Annotated in this window: 19 protein-coding genes; 8 read left to right on the top strand and 11 right to left on the bottom strand. The window is 41.0% G+C overall.

Annotated features, from left to right (window positions below; translation table 11 throughout):
• Positions 1–7: 7 nt before the first annotated feature.
• The 5 genes from SYN7509_RS0205580 to SYN7509_RS27485 form a co-directional block, all read right to left on the bottom strand.
• Positions 8–1,459: a methyl-accepting chemotaxis protein gene (locus SYN7509_RS0205580; protein WP_009632240.1), complete on the bottom strand. Its 1,452-nt coding sequence runs from the start codon at positions 1,457–1,459 to the stop codon at positions 8–10.
• A 42-nt stretch (positions 1,460–1,501) separates the two neighbouring features.
• The gene (locus SYN7509_RS0205575) at positions 1,502–3,301 is read right to left on the bottom strand and encodes a methyl-accepting chemotaxis protein (protein ID WP_009632239.1); all 1,800 of its coding nucleotides are present in this window, start codon (positions 3,299–3,301) and stop codon (positions 1,502–1,504) included.
• A 35-nt stretch (positions 3,302–3,336) separates the two neighbouring features.
• Positions 3,337–4,380 (bottom strand): chemotaxis protein CheW, encoded by a 1,044-nt coding sequence (locus SYN7509_RS0205570; RefSeq protein WP_009632238.1) that lies wholly within the window; start codon positions 4,378–4,380, stop codon positions 3,337–3,339.
• 68 nt (positions 4,381–4,448) lie between these two features.
• Positions 4,449–5,600 carry a response regulator gene (locus tag SYN7509_RS28270; RefSeq protein WP_009632237.1) on the bottom strand — a complete coding sequence of 384 codons (1,152 nt, stop codon included), beginning with the start codon at positions 5,598–5,600 and terminating at the stop codon, positions 4,449–4,451.
• A 277-nt stretch (positions 5,601–5,877) separates the two neighbouring features.
• Positions 5,878–7,398: a CheR family methyltransferase gene (locus SYN7509_RS27485; protein WP_051482551.1), complete on the bottom strand. Its 1,521-nt coding sequence runs from the start codon at positions 7,396–7,398 to the stop codon at positions 5,878–5,880.
• Positions 7,399–7,685: 287 nt separating this feature from the next.
• Here SYN7509_RS27485 and SYN7509_RS0205555 point away from each other — a divergent pair, with 287 nt between their 5' ends.
• From SYN7509_RS0205555 to ppk2, 3 genes are all read left to right on the top strand, one after another.
• Positions 7,686–8,423 (top strand): superoxide dismutase, encoded by a 738-nt coding sequence (locus SYN7509_RS0205555; protein ID WP_009632235.1) that lies wholly within the window; start codon positions 7,686–7,688, stop codon positions 8,421–8,423.
• A 113-nt stretch (positions 8,424–8,536) separates the two neighbouring features.
• On the top strand, positions 8,537–8,869 hold the full coding sequence (locus SYN7509_RS25180) for a Rossmann-fold NAD(P)-binding domain-containing protein (protein ID WP_009632234.1): 333 nt from the start codon (positions 8,537–8,539) through the stop codon (positions 8,867–8,869).
• A gap of 72 nt (positions 8,870–8,941) precedes the next feature.
• Positions 8,942–9,871 (top strand): polyphosphate kinase 2, encoded by a 930-nt coding sequence (gene ppk2 / locus SYN7509_RS0205545; RefSeq protein WP_009632233.1) that lies wholly within the window; start codon positions 8,942–8,944, stop codon positions 9,869–9,871.
• A gap of 128 nt (positions 9,872–9,999) precedes the next feature.
• Here ppk2 and SYN7509_RS0205540 read toward each other — a convergent pair whose 3' ends face one another.
• A complete protein-coding gene (locus SYN7509_RS0205540; RefSeq protein ID WP_009632232.1) occupies positions 10,000–11,241 on the bottom strand; it encodes an RNA-guided endonuclease InsQ/TnpB family protein in 1,242 nt (413 codons plus the stop codon).
• A 111-nt stretch (positions 11,242–11,352) separates the two neighbouring features.
• Between SYN7509_RS0205540 and SYN7509_RS0205535 the strand changes: the two genes are divergently transcribed.
• Complete coding sequence (locus SYN7509_RS0205535) at positions 11,353–11,700, top strand: Lin0512 family protein (protein ID WP_227501534.1); 348 nt, start codon at positions 11,353–11,355, stop codon at positions 11,698–11,700.
• Positions 11,701–11,784: 84 nt separating this feature from the next.
• Here the strand turns inward: SYN7509_RS0205535 and glsA are convergent, their stop codons facing one another.
• On the bottom strand, positions 11,785–12,768 hold the full coding sequence (gene glsA / locus SYN7509_RS0205530; RefSeq protein ID WP_009632230.1) for a glutaminase A: 984 nt from the start codon (positions 12,766–12,768) through the stop codon (positions 11,785–11,787).
• A gap of 112 nt (positions 12,769–12,880) precedes the next feature.
• On the opposite strand from glsA, the gene SYN7509_RS0205525 reads away from it, so the two are divergent.
• Positions 12,881–14,467, top strand: coding sequence for a YcjF family protein (locus SYN7509_RS0205525; RefSeq protein ID WP_009632229.1), 1,587 nt, complete (start codon positions 12,881–12,883; stop codon positions 14,465–14,467).
• A gap of 82 nt (positions 14,468–14,549) precedes the next feature.
• Here the strand turns inward: SYN7509_RS0205525 and SYN7509_RS0205520 are convergent, their stop codons facing one another.
• Entirely contained in the window at positions 14,550–18,098 is a 3,549-nt protein-coding gene (locus tag SYN7509_RS0205520) for a CHAT domain-containing tetratricopeptide repeat protein (RefSeq protein ID WP_009632228.1), read from the bottom strand.
• Between the two features lie 223 nt (positions 18,099–18,321).
• On the opposite strand from SYN7509_RS0205520, the gene truB reads away from it, so the two are divergent.
• Positions 18,322–19,215, top strand: a complete 894-nt coding sequence (gene truB / locus SYN7509_RS0205515) for a tRNA pseudouridine(55) synthase TruB (RefSeq protein ID WP_009632227.1) — start codon at positions 18,322–18,324, stop codon at positions 19,213–19,215.
• 4 nt (positions 19,216–19,219) lie between these two features.
• Here truB and SYN7509_RS0205510 read toward each other — a convergent pair whose 3' ends face one another.
• From SYN7509_RS0205510 to SYN7509_RS0205500, 3 genes are all read right to left on the bottom strand, one after another.
• On the bottom strand, positions 19,220–19,501 hold the full coding sequence (locus SYN7509_RS0205510) for a DUF2103 domain-containing protein (RefSeq protein WP_009632226.1): 282 nt from the start codon (positions 19,499–19,501) through the stop codon (positions 19,220–19,222).
• A 6-nt stretch (positions 19,502–19,507) separates the two neighbouring features.
• Positions 19,508–19,804 (bottom strand): ATP-dependent Clp protease adapter ClpS, encoded by a 297-nt coding sequence (clpS, locus tag SYN7509_RS0205505; RefSeq protein WP_202807272.1) that lies wholly within the window; start codon positions 19,802–19,804, stop codon positions 19,508–19,510.
• Positions 19,805–19,939: 135 nt separating this feature from the next.
• Positions 19,940–21,955 carry an FAD-dependent oxidoreductase gene (locus SYN7509_RS0205500; protein WP_009632224.1) on the bottom strand — a complete coding sequence of 672 codons (2,016 nt, stop codon included), beginning with the start codon at positions 21,953–21,955 and terminating at the stop codon, positions 19,940–19,942.
• A gap of 803 nt (positions 21,956–22,758) precedes the next feature.
• On the opposite strand from SYN7509_RS0205500, the gene SYN7509_RS0205490 reads away from it, so the two are divergent.
• Both SYN7509_RS0205490 and SYN7509_RS0205485 read left to right on the top strand, forming a co-directional pair.
• The gene (locus tag SYN7509_RS0205490) at positions 22,759–24,072 is read left to right on the top strand and encodes an APC family permease (RefSeq protein ID WP_009632223.1); all 1,314 of its coding nucleotides are present in this window, start codon (positions 22,759–22,761) and stop codon (positions 24,070–24,072) included.
• A 281-nt stretch (positions 24,073–24,353) separates the two neighbouring features.
• Entirely contained in the window at positions 24,354–25,394 is a 1,041-nt protein-coding gene (locus SYN7509_RS0205485) for a hypothetical protein (RefSeq protein WP_009632222.1), read from the top strand.

Below are 25,394 nucleotides of genomic sequence, written 5' to 3'. Positions count from 1 at the left end.
AAGTTTTTTAAACAACAGCTTGGAGTTTTTGCGCCGCGACTTTGAGTTGCTGGGCGCTGGACTTGACTTGAGTGATACCAGTGGCGCTTTCTTTAGCTCCTAAATTAATGGAGTTCATCGCCGTTACTACTTGCTGGACGGCGATCGCTTGTTGTTTGGCGCTCAAAGAAATTTGTTGACTGTTTAGAAATACGTGATTAACCGAATCTGCTACCCCAGTAAAAATCTTCGCCGTACCTTGAGTTAGTTCTAAACTGCGATCGACTTTTTTTGTCCCTTCATCTGTCACCATCACGGTTTTATTAATCGCCGATTGAATATCGCCAACTAAAGTATTGATTTTTTCAGAGGATTTTTTACTTTGATCGGCAAGTTTGCGAATTTCGGTTGCTACTACCCCAAACCCCTTACCATGTTCTCCCGCACGAGCGGCTTCTACCGCCGCGTTGAGCGCCAACATATTAGTCTGATTAGCTAAATCTCCAACTAGAGATGAAACCGAGCCAATTTGTCCTGTTTGTTCGCTGAGGCGAATGATGGCGTTAGCTATTTCATTGACTTGCTCTTTAAGCGTTGACATTCCTTTGAGGGTTTGCTGTACAGCTTTTGTGCCATCTTCAGCGAGGGTTAAAGCTTGACTTGCGCCGGAAGCGGAGGCTTCCGCTTGTTCTGCTGATTGGCGCGAAGATGCCCCCAGTTCGTCCATTGTGGTAGTAGTTTGATTGACTGAACTTGCTTGCCCAGATATGGTGCGTTCTTGCTCCTCTACGGTGGCGGCGATTTCTGTAGAACTTGAGGCGATCGCACTAGCGGCTTGATTAACGGTTTTAATCGTCCGCCCAATATTTGCAGAAAGCCATATTCCCACAGCTAAAGCAAATAGTGTTGTAAGTAATGTTCCTAGGGTACTCAATAGAACTAGCAGATTATTAGTTGCTTGAGCTTGCGAGGATGCTGCTTTAAGAAAATTTTGTTCTTGGGCGATCGCTGCTGTTTTAGCTTTATCTATATTAGACATTCGCAAAGTCTTGGTAAGCTGAGTTGCCTGGGCAATTTTTCCTTGAGATAGCAAGCCAAAGGTCTGTTCTGCAACTTGATTGAGCCGGTTTCCATCTGCGATAATGGTATTTAAACGCTCTAGTTGCTTGGGGTCTTTAACTTGTAGCTTTAACTGGGTTGATGCTTGCTGAAATGCGTCTAGCCCTTCTTGATAGGATTTTAAGTAACTCGCATCTTGGGGAAATAGCACGCGACCCCGGACGTTGCGTACCATTCTTGATAAGCCATAGACGGACTCATCAACATTTATAGTTGTCTCTTGGGCAAGTTTTATCTTTTCTTCCAAAGCATTTTTCTTCGTAATGCTGGAATAGGTAATCCCTCCTAAGACAATAAATAAGACAATAGGGACGCAATAGCCAAGTAGCATTTTGTTTCTGAGGCTGAAATTGTCAAACATTTTCTTTTGTTCCGATAATTTTGGATTGAACTGTGGCAGTTTTTAAACTACAGCTTGGAGTTTTTGCGCCGCCTCTTTGAGTTGCTGGGCGCTGGATTTAACTTGAGTAATGCCACTAGCGCTTTCTTTTGCCCCTAAGTTAATAGAGTTCATTGCCGTTACTACTTGCTGAACAGCGATCGCTTGTTGTTTGGCACTAAGAGAAATTTGTTGGCTGTTTAAAAATACGTTATTAACTGAATCTGCTACCCCTGTGAAGGTTTCGGCGGTTTTTTCGGCTAATTCCAATCCTTGCTCGACTTTTTTTGTCCCTTCATCTGTCACCATCACGGTTTTATTAATCGCTGACTGAATATCACCAACTAAAGTGTTGATTTTTTCAGAGGATTTTTTACTTTGATCGGCAAGCTTGCGAATTTCGGTGGCTACTACCCCAAACCCCTTACCATGTTCTCCCGCACGAGCGGCTTCTACTGCTGCGTTGAGCGCCAACATATTAGTTTGATTAGCTAAATCCCCTACCAGAGACGAAACCAAGCCAATTTGACTTGTTTGTTCGCTGAGGCGAATAATTGCGTTAGCTATTTCATTGACTTGCTCTTTGAGAGTTGTCATGCCTTTGAGGGTTTGTTGTACTGCTTGAGTTCCCCCTTCAGCGAGGTTTAGAGCCTGACTTGCTCCGGCGGCGGAAGCCTCCGCTTGCTCTGCTGATTGGCGCGAAGATGCTCCCAATTCGTCCATTGTGGTAGTTGTTTGATTTACAGAACTTGCTTGTCCAGAAACGGTACGCTCCTGTTGCTCTACGGTGGCGGCGATTTCTGTAGAACTTGAGGCGATCGCACTAGCAATTCCCTGAATTAATTTAGTAGTCCGGTTAGCAAAAAGTACCGCAAGTCCACTGGCAATTAGCGCGGTTAATCCCGTACCCAAAATGAGGTTTAGCAGTAGTTGACCTTCCCCGGCATAAACCTTTGCCGTATCTTCTGCTAATACTACACTCCAATTGAGATTGGGCATTCCCGCAATTTGAGTTACCGGAGCATAAGATACGAGTTGTTCGTTTTTATCAAGTTGATCGATATTTACGGCACTTGCAACTTTTTTATCTCCCTGTAACTGGGCAAAACTTGCAAAATCTTTTTTTGCATCTCGTCCTATTTGGTCTTTTTCGGCGGCGGCAAAGAATTTACCATTCGCATCCGTTAGATGGTATTCTGCGGCGGTTTGACTGCTTCCATCTACCGTAGAGTTGCTAACTTTAACAATTGGATCTAAATTATCTACCGGAATCCGGGTTCGCACTACACCAGTTATTTTGTTGGTGTTGGCGTTAACTATTGGTGAAGCAAGAAAAACATAATATTTGCCGTTTAATTTAGACTTTGTTGGCGGCGCAATTACCGATTGCTTAGTTTCCAGCGCTGCTTTAAAGTAGTCTTGCTCTCCCAATCCACTAATGGCTTCTCCGCTAGTTTGCAAAATAGTTTTGCCCGTTAGATCGGCTACAGCAATACTGTCATAAACTGCATACAGTTTCATGTATTTATCTAATACAGCTTGCTTTTGCTGGGGTGTAATTCCTGAAGTTTTTTCGGGGTTGGAAAGAATTGGCAAGTTAGCAAGTACCTGAATATCGCCATGGCGCTCAAACATAAACTGCCCAACTTTATCCGCTAGCGCAGTAGTTAGGTTTTCTTGGGCTTGTTCAGCAGCTTGGCGGCTTTTTTGTATGGAGGAAATGTAGTTAGTTGTACCGACTAAAAGTACCGGAATTGTGCCTAAGGCGATCGCTAAGGCGATCGCTTTTGTCCGCAATGGTAAATTGTTTAAATTTCTCAACATTTTTCGGCTCTTATTTATCAAAAAATTAGTGGGTTTTAGACGGTTTCATTTACTACTAACAATTCATTCATTAATAGTTTAGGTAAGTCAAGAATAGTTAGCATATTTCCCAAATAAGCAACAGTTCCTCGCAAATATTTTTCATCTTTTGAGTTGACAGCTACAGGCAAAGAAGTTACTGCGGATGGATGTAAATACATCACATCAAAAACTTCATCTACTGAAAAACCTGCAATTAAATCTTCATTGCCAACGACAAGAGCTTTATTCCCATTGCTTGTTTTTGCTAAAGGCATATTTAGAAGGCTACGAATATCAACTAATGTCAAAATTTCGCCTCTTAAATTCATGTTGCCAACTATATGAGATGGGCAGCATGGTATTGGAGTAACTTTAGGAATGTTAGTAAATTCTTGAACAAACTCTAGCTCAATGCCAAAGTATTCATTATTTAATCCAATCACGGCCAAGGGAATTAATTCTATAGAACTATTATCATTAGCTAACTGTTTTAAATTATCTGCTCGTTCCTTAAAAATCGTTTTTTCTTTAGTGGTAGCATTAGGGCAGCAAGTTGTATAAAAATTGTTGACTAAGCTCGATTGCTCTAAATTTTGGCTATCTTCCTCAAGGAGGGCTTCTACCTTTTCAGGTTCGCGAAGCAAATTATGATGATTTAGCAATAAAATTGTGGTAGAATCGACCTTTGCTATTCCCGCTAAAAACCTATAATTAATATCTTTTATCCGTCCATAATCTATAGCGTTTTCTATTAATTTTGGACTAATGTTTTTAACCTCATGGACGTTACTTACAATGATTCCCACCTGCAATCCATCATAATCTAAAACAATGATACTATCGGTCAAATAACACTGTTCTAGCTGATTTCCTAACCGCAAACTTAAGTGCATAACTGGCACAATTTTGCCGCGCAAATTTAACAATCCTACAATGTCGTTTGGGGCTTCAACAATCGGGATAAGTTCAGGAAGATAAAAAATTTCTTGCACCAATAAAGCGTCTATTCCATATTTTAAATTATCTAAACTGAAGACTAGATAAGACTTATTTTCCATTTTTATTAGCAATTTTGGTAGATTTTGCAGAGATAATATTAAGCTATAAAACTTACAAAAATTTAGATTTAGATTGTACTTAAAGAATCAGAATTGTTAGTGCTGTTAATATATTTGCTAACTAGCTGGCGTAATTGTTCTGGATTAAAAGGTTTAGTTACATAGTCAGTAGACCCGGCAAATTTACCTTTAACTTTGTCAAAGAAACCATCTTTTGCTGTCACCATAATTATTGGCAAGTCACGGAACTTGGCAATACTTCGCACTGTGCGACAGACTTCTAAGCCATCAATTTCCGGCATTGTCACATCAAGTAATAACAGTTCAACATCAGTACGATGTAATAACATCAACGCATCTTTGGCGTTGCTTGCTATTAGTACCTGATATTGCTCTGATAGCGCCCGTTTAAGCGTTACTTGCATAATAGGACTATCGTCTACAGCTAAAATAATTGGTAGCTCTTTTTTAGGAATAGGTAAGTTATTATTATTATTAATTAATACCCAGCCAGCTTTGACCCAAGGTAAATAAGATTGCATTACTTGCATAACATCTTTATTTAGACCTTCGGCAATATCAATTAAACTTCGCTTCCCATTTACCCATTGTTCTAAATGCTTGCGAACTGCGGGGTTAGTAATTTTATCAGCAGCGCTAGGATTAAAATAGGGAATTGCTTCTATGGAGGGTATAGCGGGCGCAAAAGCAGACAATTGTTGTTGACGGTAATTGACATCGGCAATTAACTTAGCCAAATCTAAGCCGTGACAATCCTTTCCATGACAAAGGTCAAACTCAAGACTATTATCAAGTCGATAATATCCGGCGTGAGGTAACAGTTGTTCTAAAGTTAGGACTACTTGCTTATGTACAAAAGTTTCTACTTGTTCCCAGGTAAATAGTCGCATTTTTATCAATAAGTCTAAAAGCGCCCTAGTAGAAGTTTTATTTGTAGCTTTTTGAGTTGCTAAGGCAATCGCACTTTCTGACCATTCCCGATTTAATTGTTTGCCTAAGATTTTGGCAAATTCTCTATTGGTAGGTAAAATTATATCTCCATAAACAATCTTTCCATTGTGCAAAACCAAAACGCGCGATCTTTTTGTAGCTTGGAGATTTATCTCAGCATCTAAATATAAAACCCCATAATTTTGCTTGGCTTGGAATGCTTCTAAAACAGTAGCTAATTGCTGCTTTTGATAAAAAGTTGAACTCATAATTTTTGCCAAGAATTTATTTTATTAAAATATCCATACTCATTTTGTTTATAATTACAATCACTAAGCTCATTAATATATTGAAACGAGTTTATAAGTCTATCTGTAAACTTACTGAAATTAATAATTAATTAGCGGTTAATCAGTAATATCACTTAGCACCTATTTTAGGTGTTATCTGTTTAACCCTCAGATATTTGTAAAATCTCCAAAGCAACTACGTTAATACCTTGCTAAGGTTAAGAAATAGCTGCAAAAGCGATCGCATAACCTTTACTTACCGATGATTTTGCAATAATTTATTAACTTGAGCCGTTAATTCACTTACCGTATTCTTACTTGGTTCTACCAAAAAATGCCCTGGCAACTGGTTAAGTAACTCGAACGCAGTAGTTCTCATTTTTTTTGCTTTATTCATGTCGCCTTCTCGTTGATAAATATCCCCCATTTCTAAGTAGGCATCAACGGAAGTAGGAGTAATATAAATAATTTTTCTTAGTAATTTTTTAGCTTTACTAGCATCTCCCTTTTCTTCGGCAATATGAGCTAATAAATAGTAAGGAAATGTGGAAAGTGAATTTATCTCTATTGCTCGTTCGCAGTAAAAAGCAGCTTTTTCAATTTCACCCAAATTTGCCCAAGCTTGAGCGAGAAGATAATAAGCATCAAAATCAACTGGGTGCTGTTTGATTATTTGCTCTGCTTCTTGAATAGCGAGAGGATAATCCCCTTGATGAAATAGGTTTTCTGCTGTAGTTAAATTTGCAGCAGTTTTAGTAGTTTCTGGTTTAATTTGTTTTTTTGTTGGTGATACTAAGGGCTTTATTTCTCGTTGATTAATTAAACTATTTTGTTGTTTATTTCTATTGCTGAAATTAGACAATAACTGTACAGGCATTGTAGGAGTTTCTATCACTGCTAAATCTTTTCTTTGATATACCAAAGATTCCGAAAAAGCTTTTGTCTGTAATTTGTCAAGATTTTGACCGTGTAATTCTGCGTGACCAGTCATTAAATATCCGGCGGTGTTAAGAGTATGGTAAAACTTGTTTAACACTATTGAAATTGAAGTAGTATCAAAATAAATAAAAACATTACGACAAATAATGATATCCATACTGTAAATATCAATTAGGGGTTGGGGAAAGTGGTCTTTAATTAAATTACCAGATTGAAACTTTACCATCGAGCAAATTGTTTTTTCAACTTTCCAACTTTGCTGATAGGGCTTAAAGTAACGTTGAATAATTTGCGGTTCTACCATGCGAAAAGACCAAGAATCGTAAATTCCTTGTTTGGCTTTAGCAACGGATTCTAAGTTAATATCTGTACCTAAAATTAAAATATGCCAATTGTGCAAGTCAGGAATCAATTCTTTAACAAGAATAGCAATAGAATAAACTTCTTCCCCCGTAGAACAACCCGCGCTCCAAATTCTTAGCGATAATTTTGAGGAGTTTTGCTGATAATGCGATCGCTTTTTTTGTTCGATTATTTGTGGTAGTAGGGAATCTTTTAGTAAAGCTATTTGTCCTTTATCCCGAAAAAAGTAACTTTCTCCAGTAGTTAGTAGGAGAGTAAGCGCTTTCCATTCACGATCGCACTGGGTTTCATTAGTTGAGCCGTTGTGGATATTTGTATCTAACAGTTGATAGTATTGCTCTGGTGTAGAAAGTTTGAGCGCAAGCATCCGGGCATTTACTTTATTGGTTAGAGCTTGTTTATCCTGTTCGCGGATATGTAACCCTGTATGGCTACCGATCAATTGAATTAAATTTTGCAATAGTACATTATTCATGGAACACATCGCGCTATAAAGCCTTGCTGATAGTATTCCCAAACAATCAAGCAAACTAACAGTAATTACCCCAAAAAATTAAACTTTTAGCGATCGCTCGCATTTTAACTAGCGCCAGAGGGATAAATAGCAAATTCTAGCTGAATGTCGGCTAGTAGCTCAAAAACACTTAAAAAGGTAGATTTTTAAGATTCTATTGTGACGTAGCATGGAGTTTGGGCAGCAGGATTGATTATTTAATTAGGCTGTTATTGTCAAAGGCGATCGCCCTAACTACCAATTTTTTTATGACACTAAATCGACGCAAACTACTATTTTTACTCGGAGCAACAGGCGGAGCCGTAGCTTTAAGTTCTTGGCGCTCGTCGGGGTTGATGGATACAGCAATAGCTCAACCTACTCCTGCAAGTAACACCATTTCTTTACCGCCTTTACCCTACGACTACAACGCTCTAGAGCCACACATTGACGCTCAAACCATGCGGTTTCATCACGATAACCACCATGCAACTTATGTAAAAAACTTAAACGCGGCTTTAGAAAAGTATCCTAACCTCAAATCGCAAAGTGTCGAGCAGTTGCTAACCAATCTTGAAAGCGTACCAGAGGCTATTCGCACCACCGTCCGCAATAATGGCGGCGGTCATGTAAATCATAGTATGTTTTGGCAAATCATGAAGCCTAACGGCGGCGGAGAGCCAACTGGAGCAATTAGTAAAGCGATCGCCGCAGACTTTGGCGATTTTGCTACTTTCAAAAAACAGTTTAACGAAGCAGGTACTAAACGTTTTGGTAGTGGCTGGGTGTGGCTAGTACGTGATGATGGCAAACTAAAAATTACCACTACCCCCAATCAAGATAGCCCGCTAATTGATGGCAATTACCCAATTATGGGCAATGATGTTTGGGAACACGCTTACTATCTCAAATACCAATACCGCCGCGCCGACTATTTGACAGCTTGGTGGAATGTCATTAATTGGGATGAAGTTAATAATCGTTTAGCCCAAGCAAGCAAAGCTTAGTTGTAAATATTCTTTCAACTACCTTCATACCTAAATTTACCTGCTTTAATAAGGGAACTGCCAGACTGCGTTATTGTGGGACATAATCAAGGTTGTTTGCAGTAGCGCATCCTATGGCAACATATTTAGTTACAGTAGCCAATCGCGGCATCGGCTATGAGTATTGTCGTCAACTTCAGGCATGGGGAGACAAGGCGATCGCCGTCTGCCCTGAAGCGTCTAAGGAGTTGAAGGCGCTAGGAATCCGAGTCGAAGAAAACATTGATATAGCTGATGATTTTGTTGCGTCCTTGCACGAGCGGCTAGGAGCAACCCAGATTGAGGTGTTAATTAACAACGCAGCGATGTTTGCAAAGCGAACCGCCGAAGGCATCACCAAGCGCATAACACAGGACAACATCTCGACTTTGACAGTATTCGAGAACAGTTTGAAGTCAATGCTTTAGGTTATACAGACTAGAACCTTACTTGGTAAGTAAATTTAAGTTAGTTAATTAAATAATTGAGAGTAATTGTATATGTCAACAGATGAAATCACAGGAGAAAAACTAAAAAATAATAGTTTAGCTCAACCAGTTACAGACCTAGCAGAGAGCCTTTTAAAGGCACAAGATCGGAAGAAACCTAAGAAATCAAAAAAGATTTTTGATGGTAGTACCGAAATCTTTGCGAAGAAAATTCCCAAAAAAACTTACGAAACTCAACTACGAGAACTCCAGATTGAGTTAGTCAAAATGCAATACTGGCTCAAGCACGTTGGTTATCGAGTTGTGGTAATTTTTGAAGGTCGCGATGCGGCGGGCAAAGGTGGCGTGATTAAACGCATTGCTGAACCACTTAACCCCCGTGGTTGTAGGATTGTAGCTTTGGGTACTCCCTCCGATCGCGAAAAAACACAGTGGTATTTTCAGCGTTACGTGGCACACCTGCCTGCCGCCGGGGAAATTGTATTATTTGATCGCAGTTGGTACAACCGAGCCGGGGTTGAGCGGATTATGGGTTTTTGTAGTGATGCTGAGTATGCAGAATTTATGCAATCTTGCCCGGAATTTGAACGAATGTTAGTCGCTTCGGGGATTGTTTTACTCAAATACTGGTTTTCCGTCAGCGATGACGAGCAAGAGCGGCGCTTTTTATCCCGCAGTCACGATCCAGCAAGACGTTGGAAACTCAGTCCAATGGATTTGGAATCGCGCGATCGCTGGATGGATTACTCCAAAGCCAAAGATGCTATGTTTGCGCGGACAAATATTCCCGAAGCTCCCTGGTTTACGATTGAGGCGGATGATAAAAAACGCTCTAGGCTAAATTGCCTTCATCATCTACTAAGCAAAATTCCCTACGAAGATATGACCCCTCCGCCTCTAGAACTTCCGCCCAGACCTCCCTTTGAAGATTATGTTCGCGCCCCTCGCAATGAGCAGTTTTTTGTTCCTCAAGTATACTGAGTGATATTTTGGGAGTGCGGCGCTTTATTGACACGTAGAGCATAGGAAAGTCTAAGCTAATAAAGCAGTTGTGGGAAAAGTTAGCAATGGTTCTTGACTTCTCCTCGCCCTAAAGGGAACGAGGATTCTTAAGACCAAATTCTTAGTCTTAAAGGCGTAGACAATGCGCCTCTACTAACTCCACTCAAGTCTAAACCAAGTGTTGTTGCTACTTTTCGGATGATATTTGATGCCCCGTTGCAATCAGCGTTAATATGCCAATCTGCAAAGGTGCGGAACAATCCTCGCTTTGTCCGTTTGCCTGAAGACTTCCACCCTTCGGGTTTTTCACCGAAAATAGGCAGAAAATCACCATCAACAAACGAAGCTTTTGAAGTATAGGATTCCTCAGTTTCTACAAACTTAATTCCATACTGTTCACATAACTGAGCAATCCTATCTTTCAGTTTGGCAGTCGGGACTGATACAAACTTTTGGTTATTAACTCTTCCCATATTTGAACTGTCTTTTTGCCCTTTGTTCCAGCCAAATACAAGAGTCCCAATCTTGTTATTTAAACAATGAGTTAAAACTTTTCGAGCGGCTTTATTAACAGCGTCCCGCATTTGCCGATTGCGCTTTTCTGTGATAGAGGCAAGCTTATTAGACCAGAAACCTTGTGGTTTGTTTTCTTTAATAGTTGAGATTTGTTTGTTGTAGAATTGGTTAAGCGACTTGAGGTGTTTTCCATCAACTATAAAACTTGTTCCTACGTTAGAAACGCAAGTTAGCCAGTTGTTTAAACCTGGGTCAATTCCTAAAGCAAAATCAGGATTTACATCGCTTGAAACCGATTCTAGTTTATAAACAAATTCTACATAAAAGCAGCCACCCCTAGGCAGTATTCTAAACTCTCTAACGCTTTTATAATCTAGGTTTGATGGCATCGGCAGATAAAAAGCATCTAGCCCAAACCAAGTTTTAACTTTACTTCCTAGCGGAAACCTTAATTGATGGTCAATTAACTTGACTGCTTGGCTTGGATAAGTAACAAGTGTTAATCCTTTCTTGCGGTAGTTAGGCAGTTTAGGACAATCTGCTATAGTTCCGTTTCTATAAGCTTTTAACAGTCCTAAAAATGACTTAAACGACTCTGCAATAGTGGTTAGTGCTTGCTGTGCCGTTTGCGATTGCAATGCCCCAAAATGTGGGTTTTTATTAAGTTGCTTATGCAAGTCAAACTTATTAACTATTTTTCCCGCCTTAAAATACATTTGACGGGCGTAGTATAGCCCACAATTAGACAGTTTGTTAGCTTCGGCACAGACATATTTAAGTATTGCTTTAAGTTCATTGTTGTGACTAATTAATGTTTGCTGACATCCGTACATTCTCGTTACCTCCTAACATTTATTATACAATGATACGGATAACTAATATAATTAATATAAAGCCGTCCTAGAACGGCGGGGCTTTAGACCCATTTTTCCGGTAAACGATTCATCATTGAAATGGGGATGGGCATTGACCAACACGGGCAAGAACCCACTGTTGCAGCAGCAAGGGCGGTAAGAAATGCGATCGCCAATAATGCTTTGCTGGGCGTTTGGGAAGTTGCGGGTTTAAGCGATCCAGACCAAATGATTGTTGAGGTCAAAGTAGCTGTACCTTACCCAGAACAAGTACGGGAATCTGAAGTTCTAGCTGTACTACCTTTTGGACAAAAGTCTTTAACTGTAGAGTCCGGTGGGATGGTGGTTCAAGGTCGGGCGATCGCTTCTCTCAAGGATAAAAACGACGAAATGCTAATTGCGGTTGCGGCGGTTACGGTTTTAATAGATACAGAATAATTTTTTGGAACTGGTTTAATGGCGATCGCGCTTGCCCTACTCTACAGTTCTAGCTTGACCAACATCTAGAATGCGATCGCATTTTTAGCCAACATCCCGTTTTTTACAATCAAACAGATGCAACCCAAAACGTTGCGATAGTTCTTCAGAAACTTTGACTCCTCGAACGCTATTACCACGCTCATCTAAAAGCGGTGAAAAAATCCCAATGCCCATCTGACCAGGTACAACTATAAGTAGCCCACCACTTACACCACTTTTTGCAGGTAAGCCAACTTTGTAAGCCCACTCTCCAGCAAAGTTGTACATTCCGCAGGTATAAATAACACTAAGAATATCTCTGATATAGCAGGAGGGAACAGCTTGGACGTGAGTTAATGGGTTTCTACCTTGATTAGATAATGTTGCAGCCATTACAGCCAAATCTAAACAGTTAATCGCCAAAGAACATTGCTGAAAGTAAAGATCAAGAGCTTCATCGATTTTTTCATCAATCATGCCAAAATTAAGCATCAGGTGAGCCATGGCGCGGTTACGGTGTCCGGTGGTGCGCTCTGACATGAAGGTGAGCATATCGACAGTAGTTTCATGTCCAATGTAGCCCTCAAACATTGATAACATCCGACTTAACCGCTCTGTTGGTTCATTGCCTTTAATTAGACTGGTAATAGCGATCGCTCCAGCATTGACCATTGGGTTATAAGGACGCTTGGATTTCTCGTCAAGAATAATCGCATTAAAAGCATCTCCCGTTGGTTCTACACCTACTTTAGCTAACACTTGTTCTCGTCCATGTTCTGCCAGCGCCAGTCCATAAACAAACACTTTAGAGATAGACTGAATAGTAAATAATTGCTGAAAATCTCCGACTTTAAAACATTGACCGTCTACAGTGATGATGCAGATACTAAACAATTCTGGATTCACTTTTGCTAGTTCTGGAATGTAAGTTGCCAACTGACCTATTTGCAAAAGCCGATACTTATTGTATAACTCGTCCAAAGTTTCTTGAATTTCTACAGGCTGAATCGTTGCAGGAGAATTATTTGCAGCAACTTCGTTACTCATAATTGTTTGGTAGTAAGCTCTAGAGAAACGTTTATATAGCTACTTTAAATACTACCTTCGCCACAGAAAGACTAGAATCTAGTTAATTGTTGCTACCACCTGACCCTAAACTATGCCCCTATCGCGCCTATTGACGCTGATTATTGGTTTAATCCTGATTTTGGGGTTAATGCTGTGGCTAGTTAATTCTTTGTCCTGGTTGTATAGCTATACTGCTTTTACCTCACCTTTTTTAGCTAATTTGCTACTGCTATTAATTGTTGCTTTGCTGGCAGGATTAATTGGCTTATTTGTCTACTATGTTTTGCTATTTAATAAGGGTGCTAAGTCTTCACCAAAGCAGCGCCGTCAACCACAAATTCCCGTTATTAAAACCGAAGCGGCGGAAGAAACTCTCCGCGCAATTCGTCAACAAGTAGCCCAAATTGAGGATGAAGTTGCCAGACGAGTTTTATTAGGTCGTTCCCAAGAAATTGAAGCTACGTTGTCGGGCGGTGAATTGCAAGTAGTAGTATTTGGTACGGGTTCGGCGGGGAAAACTTCGCTTGTAAATGCTTTAATTGGGCGCATTGTGGAAAGTTCGGGGGAACACTCTTCAAAGCTTGCCAACCAAATTGGTAAAGTCGATGCACCGATGGGAACAACAGAAATTGGGGAGACTTACAGCTTAAAATTAAAAGGCATGAGTCGGGAAATTTTGATTACTGATACTCCAGGTATTTTAGAAGCGGGTATAGCGGGAACTGAGCGCGAAAAACTAGCGCGTTCCTTAGCAACTGGCGCAGATTTACTCTTATTTGTAGTAGATAATGACCTAAGAAGCTCGGAATATCAGCCATTACAGACCTTAGCGGCAATGGGCAAGCGATCGCTAATTGTCCTCAATAAAATCGATCTTTACACCGAAGCCGATACCGAAATAATTATTGCCCGTTTGCGCGAACGAGTCCACAGTTTTATTAAACCCGTGGACATTGTGGCAATTTCTGCCAATCCCCAAAGCTTCAAAAGCGAAAATGGCGAAATTTTCCATCCCGAACCCGAAATTCTCCCCTTACTCCGGCGTATGGCGGCGGTGCTAAGAGCGGAAGGAGAGGATTTAGTTGCTGATAACATTTTGCTGCAATCCCAACGCCTAGGAGATGACGCTCGAAAACTTATTGACTCCCAACGTCGCCGCCAAGCCGAAAAAGTTGTAGATCGTTTTGCTTGGATTGGGGCGGGGGTAGTTTCGGTAACTCCAATACCTGTGGTGGATTTATTGGCAACCGCCGCAGTAAACGCCCAAATGGTAGTAGAAATCGGCAAAATTTACGGCTGCGAGTTAAATTTAGAGCGGGGGCGAGAATTAGCGCTGTCTTTAGCCAAAACTTTAGCCAGTTTGGGCATTGTCAAAGGAGCAATTCAACTTTTATCCACAGCTTTGCAATTTAATCTCACTACAATTGTTGTTGGTAAAGCAATTCAAGGAGTCACGGCGGCTTATTTGACGCGGATTGCTGGGAGAAGTTTTATTGAGTATTTTCGCCACAATCAAGATTGGGGAGATGGTGGGATGACTGAAGTAGTCCAAAGACAGTTTGAGCTTAATCGCCGTGATGAATTTATGCAGGAATTTATCCAGCAAGCAATTGCCAAAGTAATCAAACCAACAAATAACTCAAAAGCCGAAGCAGATTCCCAAAATGGTAAAGTCTAACATCAGACTTATGGCAAAATAGTTGATGAGTAAATTGTTTGCTCATCAACTTGCCTTCAGCCTCAAAGTGTAAGACAAAAAGTTATCTCCATTCCCCTTGCAACCCAAATGCTGCCCAGTAATAAGGCGATTTCCATTTGTCTTGCTTCCACACCTCTATCTGCGCCAAGCGCAAGGCTGCGGCAGGCTTTAACCCTTTTTTCAGCATTTCTGTATAAAATTTGCCCATTAACTCGGCAGTAGCAAGATCGTCTACACTCCACAAACTTACTACCACTCGCGGCGCACCAGCATACATAAAGCCCCTTGTCAAGCTAATAATTCCTTCACCTCGGACTTGTTCTCCTAAACCTGTTTGACAGGCACTAAGTACAACTAATTCGGCAGGTAAATTGAGATTGAATATTTCATTTAGGCGCAAAAAGCCATTTTGCGGCGCACCTTTTTCGTCTACCAGCGATAGCACCACCCCCGAAAGCTCAGGATTAAGGCTGTTGAGGATGCCATGAGTAGCAAAATGAATAATTCGATACTGGCTTAGATTTGAGCTAGTCACCGCCGCGCGATCGCTTTGAAAATCAAAAGTTTGCGATCGCTCACTTGCGGGTACAAGCGCTAAAATTTGCTCGGCTTCCTTTCTCGTACCAGGTAAACGGGCAAAATTTACGCCCGATTGTGTAGCGGATCTCTGCAACAAAGAGTTGGGATTGCTAGAGGGAGTAGATGAAGTTGCAGTTTTTACTCTTTCGTCATTAGTGGTAAATACTGGATCTGCTATTACTGCTACGGTTTTAGGTGCAGGTTTACGTCCAATTAATTCGCGTCGCAATACATCAATTGTAGAAGCTGATGGCAAACTAACAATTTCATGCTCAACTAATAACGGCGTAGCATTGTTATTTGGTGAAGGTAAGGCAGTAAATGGCACGTATTGCAGCGCACCATCGCTAACTACTACTAAACGTTTTTTGGCAATTTGTCCAGCTACGGGTTTTAAAAGAATGTCGCTTAAATTAGTAGCTACTTGAGCTAAGTTTTGCCGTTTCAAACCAAAACGTTTATCGGTAACTAATTGGTAATATTGCTTGGCAAGAGTTTCTATTTCTTGTTGGGGTGGCAATTCGTAGCTAGTTAAAGAATTAGCCGTTACCGTCCATAAATAGCTGCGTTTTTTACCTAGAGAGTATTCCAGCAATACAGTATCGGGATCTAAGAGTTTTTGGATTTGGGCGAGTTTCAGCGCTTGGGGTTGAGTTAAGGCGGCATACTGGGGGCTTGTAGTCCGAATTTGGGCTTGCAAGGCTTGGTATTGGTTTAATAGTTCAGAAACTTGTTTATCTACGGCGGTGGCTTGGGCGGGAGTATGGTTAGCGCTAAGGATTCTTACCCGCCGAGTTTCGGCTACATCTAACGCCGTTTGCAAATTCCGTTCTTTTGCTAGCAGTTGCGGATCTACCCCCTTACGGATGTCTGCGTTAGCTTCGGTGAGAATTTCTAACAAACTACGGGCGCGGGCGCGATCGCTTACTTGCAGAGCCTCCACGTTAAACCCCGCTCTTGGCTCTTTTTTGTGCCACTGCATCAATAAGTCTGTATAAAACTCATAGTATCTCTGCACTGAAGCAAAATAAGTAGCTCTTAAGTCTTTACTTGCGATTTTGGTACGCAATGTTTCAACAACGGCGATCGCGGCTTTAATTTGAGTTTGAGCTTGAGGGAAATTGTTTCGCCCTTGTTCGCTAATGGCAATATTGTATAAACTCTCAGCTTCGCCTGCTTTATCGCCCAAACTTTGCCATACAGCTAAAGCTTCCTTGTGAGAGGCGATCGCGTTAGGATAATTTCCTTGAGCATGATAAGTTTTACCAATATTATCCAGCGTTGGGGCGGCGGCGGCGCGAATACCCAATTGCTGCCAAGTTTTTAACGCCGCCTTTGAAGATTCTAAAGCTTGAGGGTTATTTCCCGAAGCTAAATATACTCTCCCTGTTAAAGCTAAGGCGGAAGCTTCAGCAAAGGGACTTTTTTGGGCGCGAGCAATGCTTAGAGCGCTATTTGCTGATTCTAAAGCTTTGGGATAATCTTTCAACGATTCATAGGCTCTAATTACACCTGTTAGCGTTGCAAATTCTCGAAAGCGATCGCCCGTAGCCCGTCGTACAGCCAAGGCTTGATTGTAGTAATCTAAGGCTTGGTGATAATTTTTCGATAAGCGGTATACGCCGCCAATATTATCGAGAGTTTGCCCTTCTTGGGCGCGATCGCCTATGGAGCGAAAGATCGCCAAAGCGGCGTTATGAGAGTCAACACTTTGCTGATAGTCGCCTAAAGAACTATAAACTTGGGCAATATCATTAAGCGAAACAGCTTCACCGGGGCGATCTTGAACAGCTTTTTGGAGTGTTAAAGCCTTATTATGGGCATCGAGGGCTTGTTGATAATCTCCCAAAGAATTATAAATTCCGGCGATATTACCCAAAGTAAAAGCTTCCCGTGCGCGATCGCCTGCGGCTTTTTGTAAGTTTAAGGCTGTATTCAAAACTTCCAAGGCTTTTTGCTTTTCCCCAGTTTGATCGTAAGCAAAGCTTAGTTGATTGAGGATTTCGGCTTCTGCTAAACGATTACCCACCGCTTGTTGTAAGGCTATAGCCTGATTGTAGTTTTCGATAGCTTGAGGATAATCGCTTAATCCCTGATAGCTACCAGCAATACCGATTAGTGTTAAAGCGCGATCGATGGAATTACCCACCCCCGATTTTTGGATTTCTAAAGCTTGGTTGTAAATCTCTAAAGCTTTTTGACTTTCGTTAAATGAAGTATGAAGTGCGCCCAACCCTTGCAAAACCTCTACAATTCCAGGTTTGTTTCCTTCCGCTTTTTGGATCTCCAGTGCTTGGTTATAAGTATTTAACGCTTGCTGATTTTCGCCTAAAGAAGTATAAATTCTGCCTAAATTGCTCAAAGTGCTGGCAACTCCAAGGCGATCGTTTGCCAAGCGTTGGATTTCTAAAGCTTGGTTGTAATACGCAATTACTTTAGCTGTATCGCCGACTGAAGCATAAACTCCCCCTAAGCTGATTAATGTTGATGCTAATTCGGCTGATTTTTTTTCGGCTCTAAACAGAGTTACAGCTTGGTTGTAGGATTGAATAGCTTGTTGCTTGTCGCCCAAAGCAGCATAAACCCCACCAATAGAATTAAGCATAATTGCTTCACCATAGCGATCGCCTAAAGCCCGTCGAAGCTCTAAAGCTTGGGTATAATTTGCTAAAGCTTTGGGATTATCGTTTTGCAAATAGTAAGTTAAACCGATACTTTGGAGTGTTAAAGCCACAAATGCGCGATCGCCTAGTTTTTGCCAAATTGCCAAAGCTTGCTGGTATTTAGCTAAAGCCTGTATCCGCGACTGATTAGTTCCTTGTTTTAAAAGTTGCTGTGCTTCGTTTAATAGTTGTTGTCCTTGGCTGTTAAGACTAGGAGAAGTAGCGGCGGGCGGTTGTTGGGCTATTATACTTCTGTGAGTACCAACGGCTACGGCTTCAGATAATAACAAAATGCTGAGACTAATAGTAAAAGCACGATAGAAAAAGTGCCAATTTTCTTTACTCTGTTTAATTTTCTGAATCATCATTGCACCCAAAAAAGCAAATTACTAATAATTAGTATCGATGGCTCAAGGGTGATTTCCGGCAAAACCTTGATGATTTTTGACTAAAGACGATCTTCAAGTTTTTAGCCAATCTATAAGCTTTGTGGCATTTTGTACCAATAGTACAAAATTTATAAAAGCGATCGCACTTCTGGTTTCCAACTAAAATAAACATCGATTAGCAGCTTAGTAGGATACTTTATTTGTGCAAGGTTTTATCAATCTATTCAAGCCAACTGACTTTACATCTCATGACTGTGTAGCTAAGTTGCGGGGGTTGTTGCGTCTCAAACGTATAGGACACGGAGGCACGTTAGATCCAGCCGCCACGGGGGTTTTGCCGATCGCCTTGGGTAAAGCAACGCGGCTATTACAATACTTGCAACCAGACAAAGCTTATCAAGCAACAATTCGCTTGGGGGTAGTAACGGCGACAGACGATCTAGAAGGAGAAATTATTAGTCAAACGCCTGGAACAAACGTAACGTTAGAACAAGTTACCTGGACTTTAAAGCAATTTATAGGCAAATTATCCCAAATTCCGCCAAAATATAGTGCCATACAAGTGCAGGGAAAGCGCTTATACGATCTAGCGCGGCGTGGTGAAACTATAGAAGTTCCAGCTAGGAATGTAGAAGTATATCAGTTAGAAATATTAGAGTGGCGTGATGGTGAGTATCCTGAAATTGATGTAGCAATTAGTTGTAGTGCAGGAACTTATATCAGAGCGATCGCCCGCGATCTGGGTACAGCTTTAGCTACTGGCGGAACTCTAGCGGCTCTAATTCGCACTCAAAGCGCTGGTTTTAGCCTCTCAAACAGCTTGACTTTCGACGAACTAACGGCGCAGCTACAACAAGGAACTTTTAGCCCTATTGCCCCTCCAGCCGCCTTACAGCATCTACCCTTAGTAACTTTATCTGCGCCTGTGGCTCAAAAATGGTGTCAAGGACAAAAAGTTGCAGGCGATGAGCAAATTTTAATTAATTCTCCGGTGCAAATTTATCGCGAAGATGACAAATTTTTAGGCATTGGTCATCAAGAGGAATTAGAAAAAGTGTTGAGTCTGATTCCCGATCTTGTCTACGAGCCAATGTAGAGCCTTACCGTTGCAACAACTCCTCTAGTTGTTCTTGGCTCAAAGTCGTGAGAATAAATACTTCTTGCACCGTCTTACCAAGTCTGGCAATAATTTTAAAGCCGCCGCGAATTGGTACAGATACTCTTAACTGCATTTGGGGGATGTGACCTTTTGTTCTACTAATAACGCCGGGGGTAATCGTGTGGATACCTTCAAGCTTAGTCAAAGCTTCCAAAATGCGAATCAGTCCAGGAATATGGGTAGAGTGATTGAGTACAAGTCTACCGCTAGTGGGTTTGCCCATGATGGTTTAGGCTGCCTCTAGAGGAGCCATAGTCAAACCCGCACGTCTAAGTTGTTGATGATAAAGCTCTGCTTGTTCTTGAGGGCCAACCCAGACAATAGCTTGTCCTTCAAAGTGGATTTGATTAGTTAGTTCCCAAGCATTTTCGCTACTCATCCCCGGAATATAAGTTAGCAAGCATTTTGCTACGTGTTCAAAGGTATTGAAATCGTCATTTAAGACAATAATTTTGTAGTTGGGATAAATCTTACGAGTAACTTCGCTGTTACGAGTGGGAGCAATAGTTGGTGCAGAATTTACCATAGCGCGGACAATTGTTGAATGTAACCTAGTCATAATCTATATAAAAAAGCTTAATTAAACTACATTCCAAGATACCAGAGGATAAAAAAATCGGGATGAGAGAACTGTAAATAAATCCCCTCATCCCCTAACTTTTTAGCGCCAATCGTCCCAATCTTCATTGAAAATTGAAGTGTCAGGGAAAGCCGTAGGATTGCCTTGGGTTTTCAATCGACGTTTAAGCGCCTCTAGCTGCGGCTCTTGTTGGGGTAAATTATCGACTAATTGGTAAGGTGCGATCGCATTATCCAAACTAAAAGCTGCGGTATTTCCCGCCGCCGCTCCCGACGACCACTCAAAAGAATGTACTCGGTAAGCTGCGGCTGCAATATGGCTTGTCGCAATACTTTTCCCTGCTACCAGCATATTATCGATCTTTTGCGGAATCATCGCCCTTAAAGGAATTTGAAACGGGTAAGCTTGTCCAGCGCCCAATCGTTCGCCGGGACGCTCGATATTTCCTGGTGCTTCGGGGGGACTTTTGACCATGCAGGGATGAAAGTCTATAGCATAGTGAGCAATACCCACAGAGTCAGTATAAATTGTCGAACGCGATCGCCTCATGGTTGAATTTGCTTCTCTAGTACCACCAATTACAGCCGTTGCTTCTAATCCCGATAGCGCCGCTTTTAAACTGCGATAAGTCTCTGGTGATAAGGTGTCTGTGTAGTATTTATCTGTATAATCCCGGCGAGAAATATCAATTTCCCATACTGTAAAGCCTTGGGGTTGTCCCCAACTAGGTCTGCCAATTATCCGCCTTCCTTCTCGCATATAAGGATACTTAGATAAGCCGTTAACAGTTCCCATCGGCGAATCTAATCCTGATAAATAGCGATAATTTGGTTGCGGTTGCTTAACTCCTTCCCCTAGTTGAGAGTCCGTTGTTCCAGCTACTAGCCAGTAATAATAGCCAATGGCAATTTCTTCAGCTTTACGCAGACTTTCTACTCGCAAGCCTCCCATCCATTGTCCCGGATCTAGTTGTTTGGTTGCCTGCAACTGGTTACGAGCGTACACCAAATTATCGCTGCTCGTACCTGGGCGGTAGTCATTGCCCCACGTCCAGTTTTGCATAGAAATATCCCCCGGTGTGGGGTTTGTAAATTCAATCCCGCCAAACTTAGCTGTTTCTCCTTCTCCCGGACTCCAAATGCGGCGATAAGTAAAAACTAAAGGAAAACTTGCTAGACGTTGCAACTCATAACTATAGTAGGGTGAATATTGAAGATAAAAAGGTGGCATTGTTTGAACTTGGGGTTCTTTTGTTGCCTCCATGGCGTAGGTATAAGTAAAGCCTTGAGTGCAATAAGCATCGTTACTCGCACTAGAAGCGGAGGGTTCTAAGTAAGAACGCGCATCAATACCCAGCCGATAAGGGACATCTGCCAGCGCCACCAATTCCCCCGTTTCGGTCGCATCAATTACGTACCAGTTAGGGGCATTACTTTTAACTAAAGGGCTATTTTTCTTGGGTTTGGCGGGGACAAAACGAATAATACTTTTGTCAAAATTAGCGGAATTAGCGTAAGTATAGGCTTGGGTAATGGTTTGCGATAGAGGCTGAGTATTAAGAGGTGGTGCGCCTTTGGCGGGGCGGTGTTGAATAGCGATCGCCCCATTGATTATATTTGGTGTCTTTTGTAATTCCTTGACTACCGTCGAAGGGAAAAACTTAAACTTGCCCTTGCCTTTTTTTGCCGCATCTGTTAGTACCTTAGCTAAAATCTCATTGCCATCCCTCGGCAAAAAACAAGAATCGCTTACCCAACAGTCTCCAGGATTTAGTTCTTTATATTTGCGCTCAATGCGCGATCGCAATTCCAAATAACCACGGGGGTATAATAACTTTGCTCTTTGGGTTGGTCGCTCGTCTAAAGCCGATGTTCCCTGAGCCGAAATTTGTCCTCCTACCCAGTCAGTAATCTCTGTCAGACAAACGGTTTTGCCACTCAGCAAGCCTTCATAGGCGGTAGCAACCCCGCTCAATCCACCACCCACTACTAATATTTCACATTCGATAGTTTGGTCAGCACTTCTAGGAGGAGCAGCCATAGCAACGGGGGTAAACAAAGTTGCAACCAATGTCAAACCAATAAGCGGAGACTTCATATACTGGAGTTTCTTTAACGTAAGATGTCTAGATAGCCTTAGACGTTACCATTTCAAAAATGTTTATGGCAAGCCTCCATTACTCAGTATTTATCTTTACAAACTGCAATGTTACGTTATGTTGAAGTTAGTATAAAAATTTAATAATAATTTGCGATCGCCTTTTCCCAACTTACTGTATTAATACAGTAATAAATTTATTGATACTGGTTAGTTGCAGTATCAAATTACTACAAAAAAACTATATTTGTTCATAGCGCATCCGCAAAATTACATAGTTTGTAAAAATCCGTCTAAAATATTCCGTAGAACCCACCAAGCAAATTGAATATTAATTATGGCAATCTGGAAAAGTAAACAAAGATTGTATTTTTCCAGCAATCAATCAAACCGTCGCTCCGTAAATTTGTACTATGAATATACTAAATAGCTCGAATAATTTTCCAGTATGGCAATTTTTAAGCCAACCCGTCTTTAGTGCCGAAACTAAATGTATATTAAATCCGCGCCAATTTGGGTATTTATATAAAATTAAACTACTAGAACGTTGTTTTATCCAAGAATGTAGCTTTAAAAAACCTAATGTAACTGAATAAGTTAAAAATTATTTAATGTACAACTTTAAAAATGCCTAAATTCCTCACAAATTGGGCATTTTTGCTATAAATATTTCTACTACTATTAATTAGGGTGCTGACGGTTTTCTTAAAATATTAATTTCCTTGCCATCAAACAGTAACAATTGAGCAGTTACAAAGCCTATAAACTCTATACTGACGAAAACACAGTAGGTACAGTAGTTTATGGAAAACCTGGAAGCAGATTCACTAAAGCGAGTGTTTGGACTGCCAACGCTAGTTATTTATGGCGTAGGTGATATTCTCGGCGCGGGAATTTATGCACTGGTGGGCAAAGTTGCCGGATTTTCTGGAACTTTGGTATGGGTTTCGTTTTTGAGCGCGATGGTGGTGGCAGCGCTTACAGCCTTAAGTTACGCCGAACTTGGCAGCCGATTTCCCCAAAGTGGAGGCGTTGCTTACTTCGTCCACAAGACATTTCACAACCATTTGCTCTCAACTTTAGTCGGTTGGGTAATGTTTTGTACCTGCCTCGTTTCAATGGCGACGGGAGCAAACGCCTTTGCTGGCTACTTCAACAAATTTGCTCCATCGGTTCCTGTTTGGTTAATTATCCTCACGCTGTTTTCGGCTCTAGCCTTTGTCAATTTTAGAGGCATGGAGGAGTCTTCAGCCCTAAATATTGTTTGCACAACAGTTGAAGCTTCGGGGCTAGTTATTGTGATTTTAGTTGCCAGCTTGTTTTTATTCGGGGGAGGTGAAGCAACTCCTATAAGTTCTACTTCCCCAACGCCAGCCATTGGGTGGATACCAATTTTACAAGGAGCATCTCTGGCTTTTTATGCCTTTATTGGATTTGAGGATATTGTCAATGTTGCTGAAGAAGTAAAAAATCCTGAGCGCAATGTTCCTAGAGCCATCCTGCTATCATTGGGCATTGCGGGAACTTTTTACATTCTAATTTCCTGGCTTGCTATTCAGGTAGTCAATCCAGTGGAGCTTAACAACTCTAGCGCTCCTTTACTTGATGTAGTCAGCCAGGCGCAACCCAATTTTCCGCCCATATTCTTTACAATCATTCCTCTATTTGCGATTCTCAATACGGGGTTGCTAAATTTTGTCACTTCATCGCGGCTGCTTTATGGAATGTCGCGGGAAGGGCTATTACCATCTTGGCTGGGAAAGTTACACGTTAGGCGGGCTACTCCCCATCGAACGATGGTGGTTATTTTACCGATTGCAATTTTTCTGGCGCTTTCTGGGACTTTAGAATTTTTAGCTGGAACTACCGCGACTTTGCTGCTATCAATGTTTTGTTTGGTAAATATTTCCCTTCTAATTACCAAACGCCGAGAACCCCGCGCCAGTGGGTTTCAAGTTCCCTCCGCAGTCCCAGTTGTAGCGTTGCTATCTAATGTGGCTCTTGTTTATTTTGCTACCCGTGAAAGCCATATTTTGGCATTGGTGTTTACAGGCATAGGAATAGTTTTAATTGCAATTCGTCAAGTCTTAACCAAAAAAAGCTTACTAAGTTCTTAGTACGCTTGTAGATAGCGACCTAAAGCAATTATCCAAAAAGGCTGTATGGTTTGCGCCCAAAGTTAAAGCTATACCCAAGTTAGGTATAGCTTTACAAAAAATTTATTAACTAAAATATATTTGCCCCTAAATTTACCTAAGGTTTATATTTTCTTAATCTAATCTTAGTTAAACTAATCTTAATCAAGCTCAATATTACGTATATCTACTTACTGAGCGCGGTAAAAGTAAGTAGAACTTTACTAATTCAACGAGCATAGATCAAGAATAAGGTTAAAGTAGTGATTAGTAAAATTGAAGCACAAAGCGAGAGCGTTAAGCCGTTAGGAGCGTACCTAATTGAAGCTGGGATGATTACACCAGAACAATTAGAAGTTGCCCTCAAAAAGCAAAGCTATTGCAAAAAGCGCTTAGGAACAATTCTCGTAGATTGCGGCTGGGTAAAACAGCAAACTATTGAGTATTTAATGGAAAAAATAGTATTGCCCCACAGAACTGCAAATAGATGGGCTAAGGAGTCCCAAAAGGGTGATACTAATCTAACTGCCGTCGAACAGATAAACAACTATCCTTACATCACCAGATCGTCAACCAAAAAACTAATATTTTCTTTGTCTCCTGAAAAAACTACCCGTTTTTTAGTTTTCTTAGTATCTGGTTTGGTTGTATGCAGTTTGTTTTTCCAGTTCTGTATATACTATTTACCGGATTTCCCCTTAAGAGATACTTTGGCATCCATATCTAATGTCGATGTAGAACAAAATATTCCTACCCTCTACTCTTGGTCAGCTTTACTATTTTGTGCAATGTTACTGGCGATCGTTGCTAAGATCAAACAGGTAGCGGGCGATCGCCATGTCAATTACTGGAAAGCATTAGCAATTATTTTTGTATATTTAGCCCTTGATGAAGCAATTGCGATTCACGAAAAATTTATAGAACCCTTGAGAAGTTCTCTTAATACCAGTGGCTTTTTATATTACGCTTGGGTGATTCCTGGAGCAATTTTTGCTTTCGCGGTATTTTTGGGATTTCTAAAATTTATTAATGCTCTCCCTCCTAAAACAAAACGCTTATTTTTAACGGCGGGGGCAGTTTTTATCGGCGGGGCAATGGGAATGGAATTATTGTCTGGAGCTTATACCGAGCTTTATACCAACAATAACTTTATTACATCTATTCTTACCTCCATTGAGGAATTTATGGAAATGATGGGGATAGTTATTTTTATCTATGCTTTGCTGTCCTACATTAGTTCGGATTTAAAAGGACTAAATCTAAACATTAAAATTCTAAGCAGCAAAACCTACCCCTCTAGCTAA

This window comes from Synechocystis sp. PCC 7509 (genome assembly GCF_000332075.2).
GTDB lineage: Bacteria > Cyanobacteriota > Cyanobacteriia > Cyanobacteriales > Chroococcidiopsidaceae > Aliterella.
Note: the sequence above shows the minus strand (reverse complement) of the source record. Positions and strands in the feature narration are given on the sequence as shown.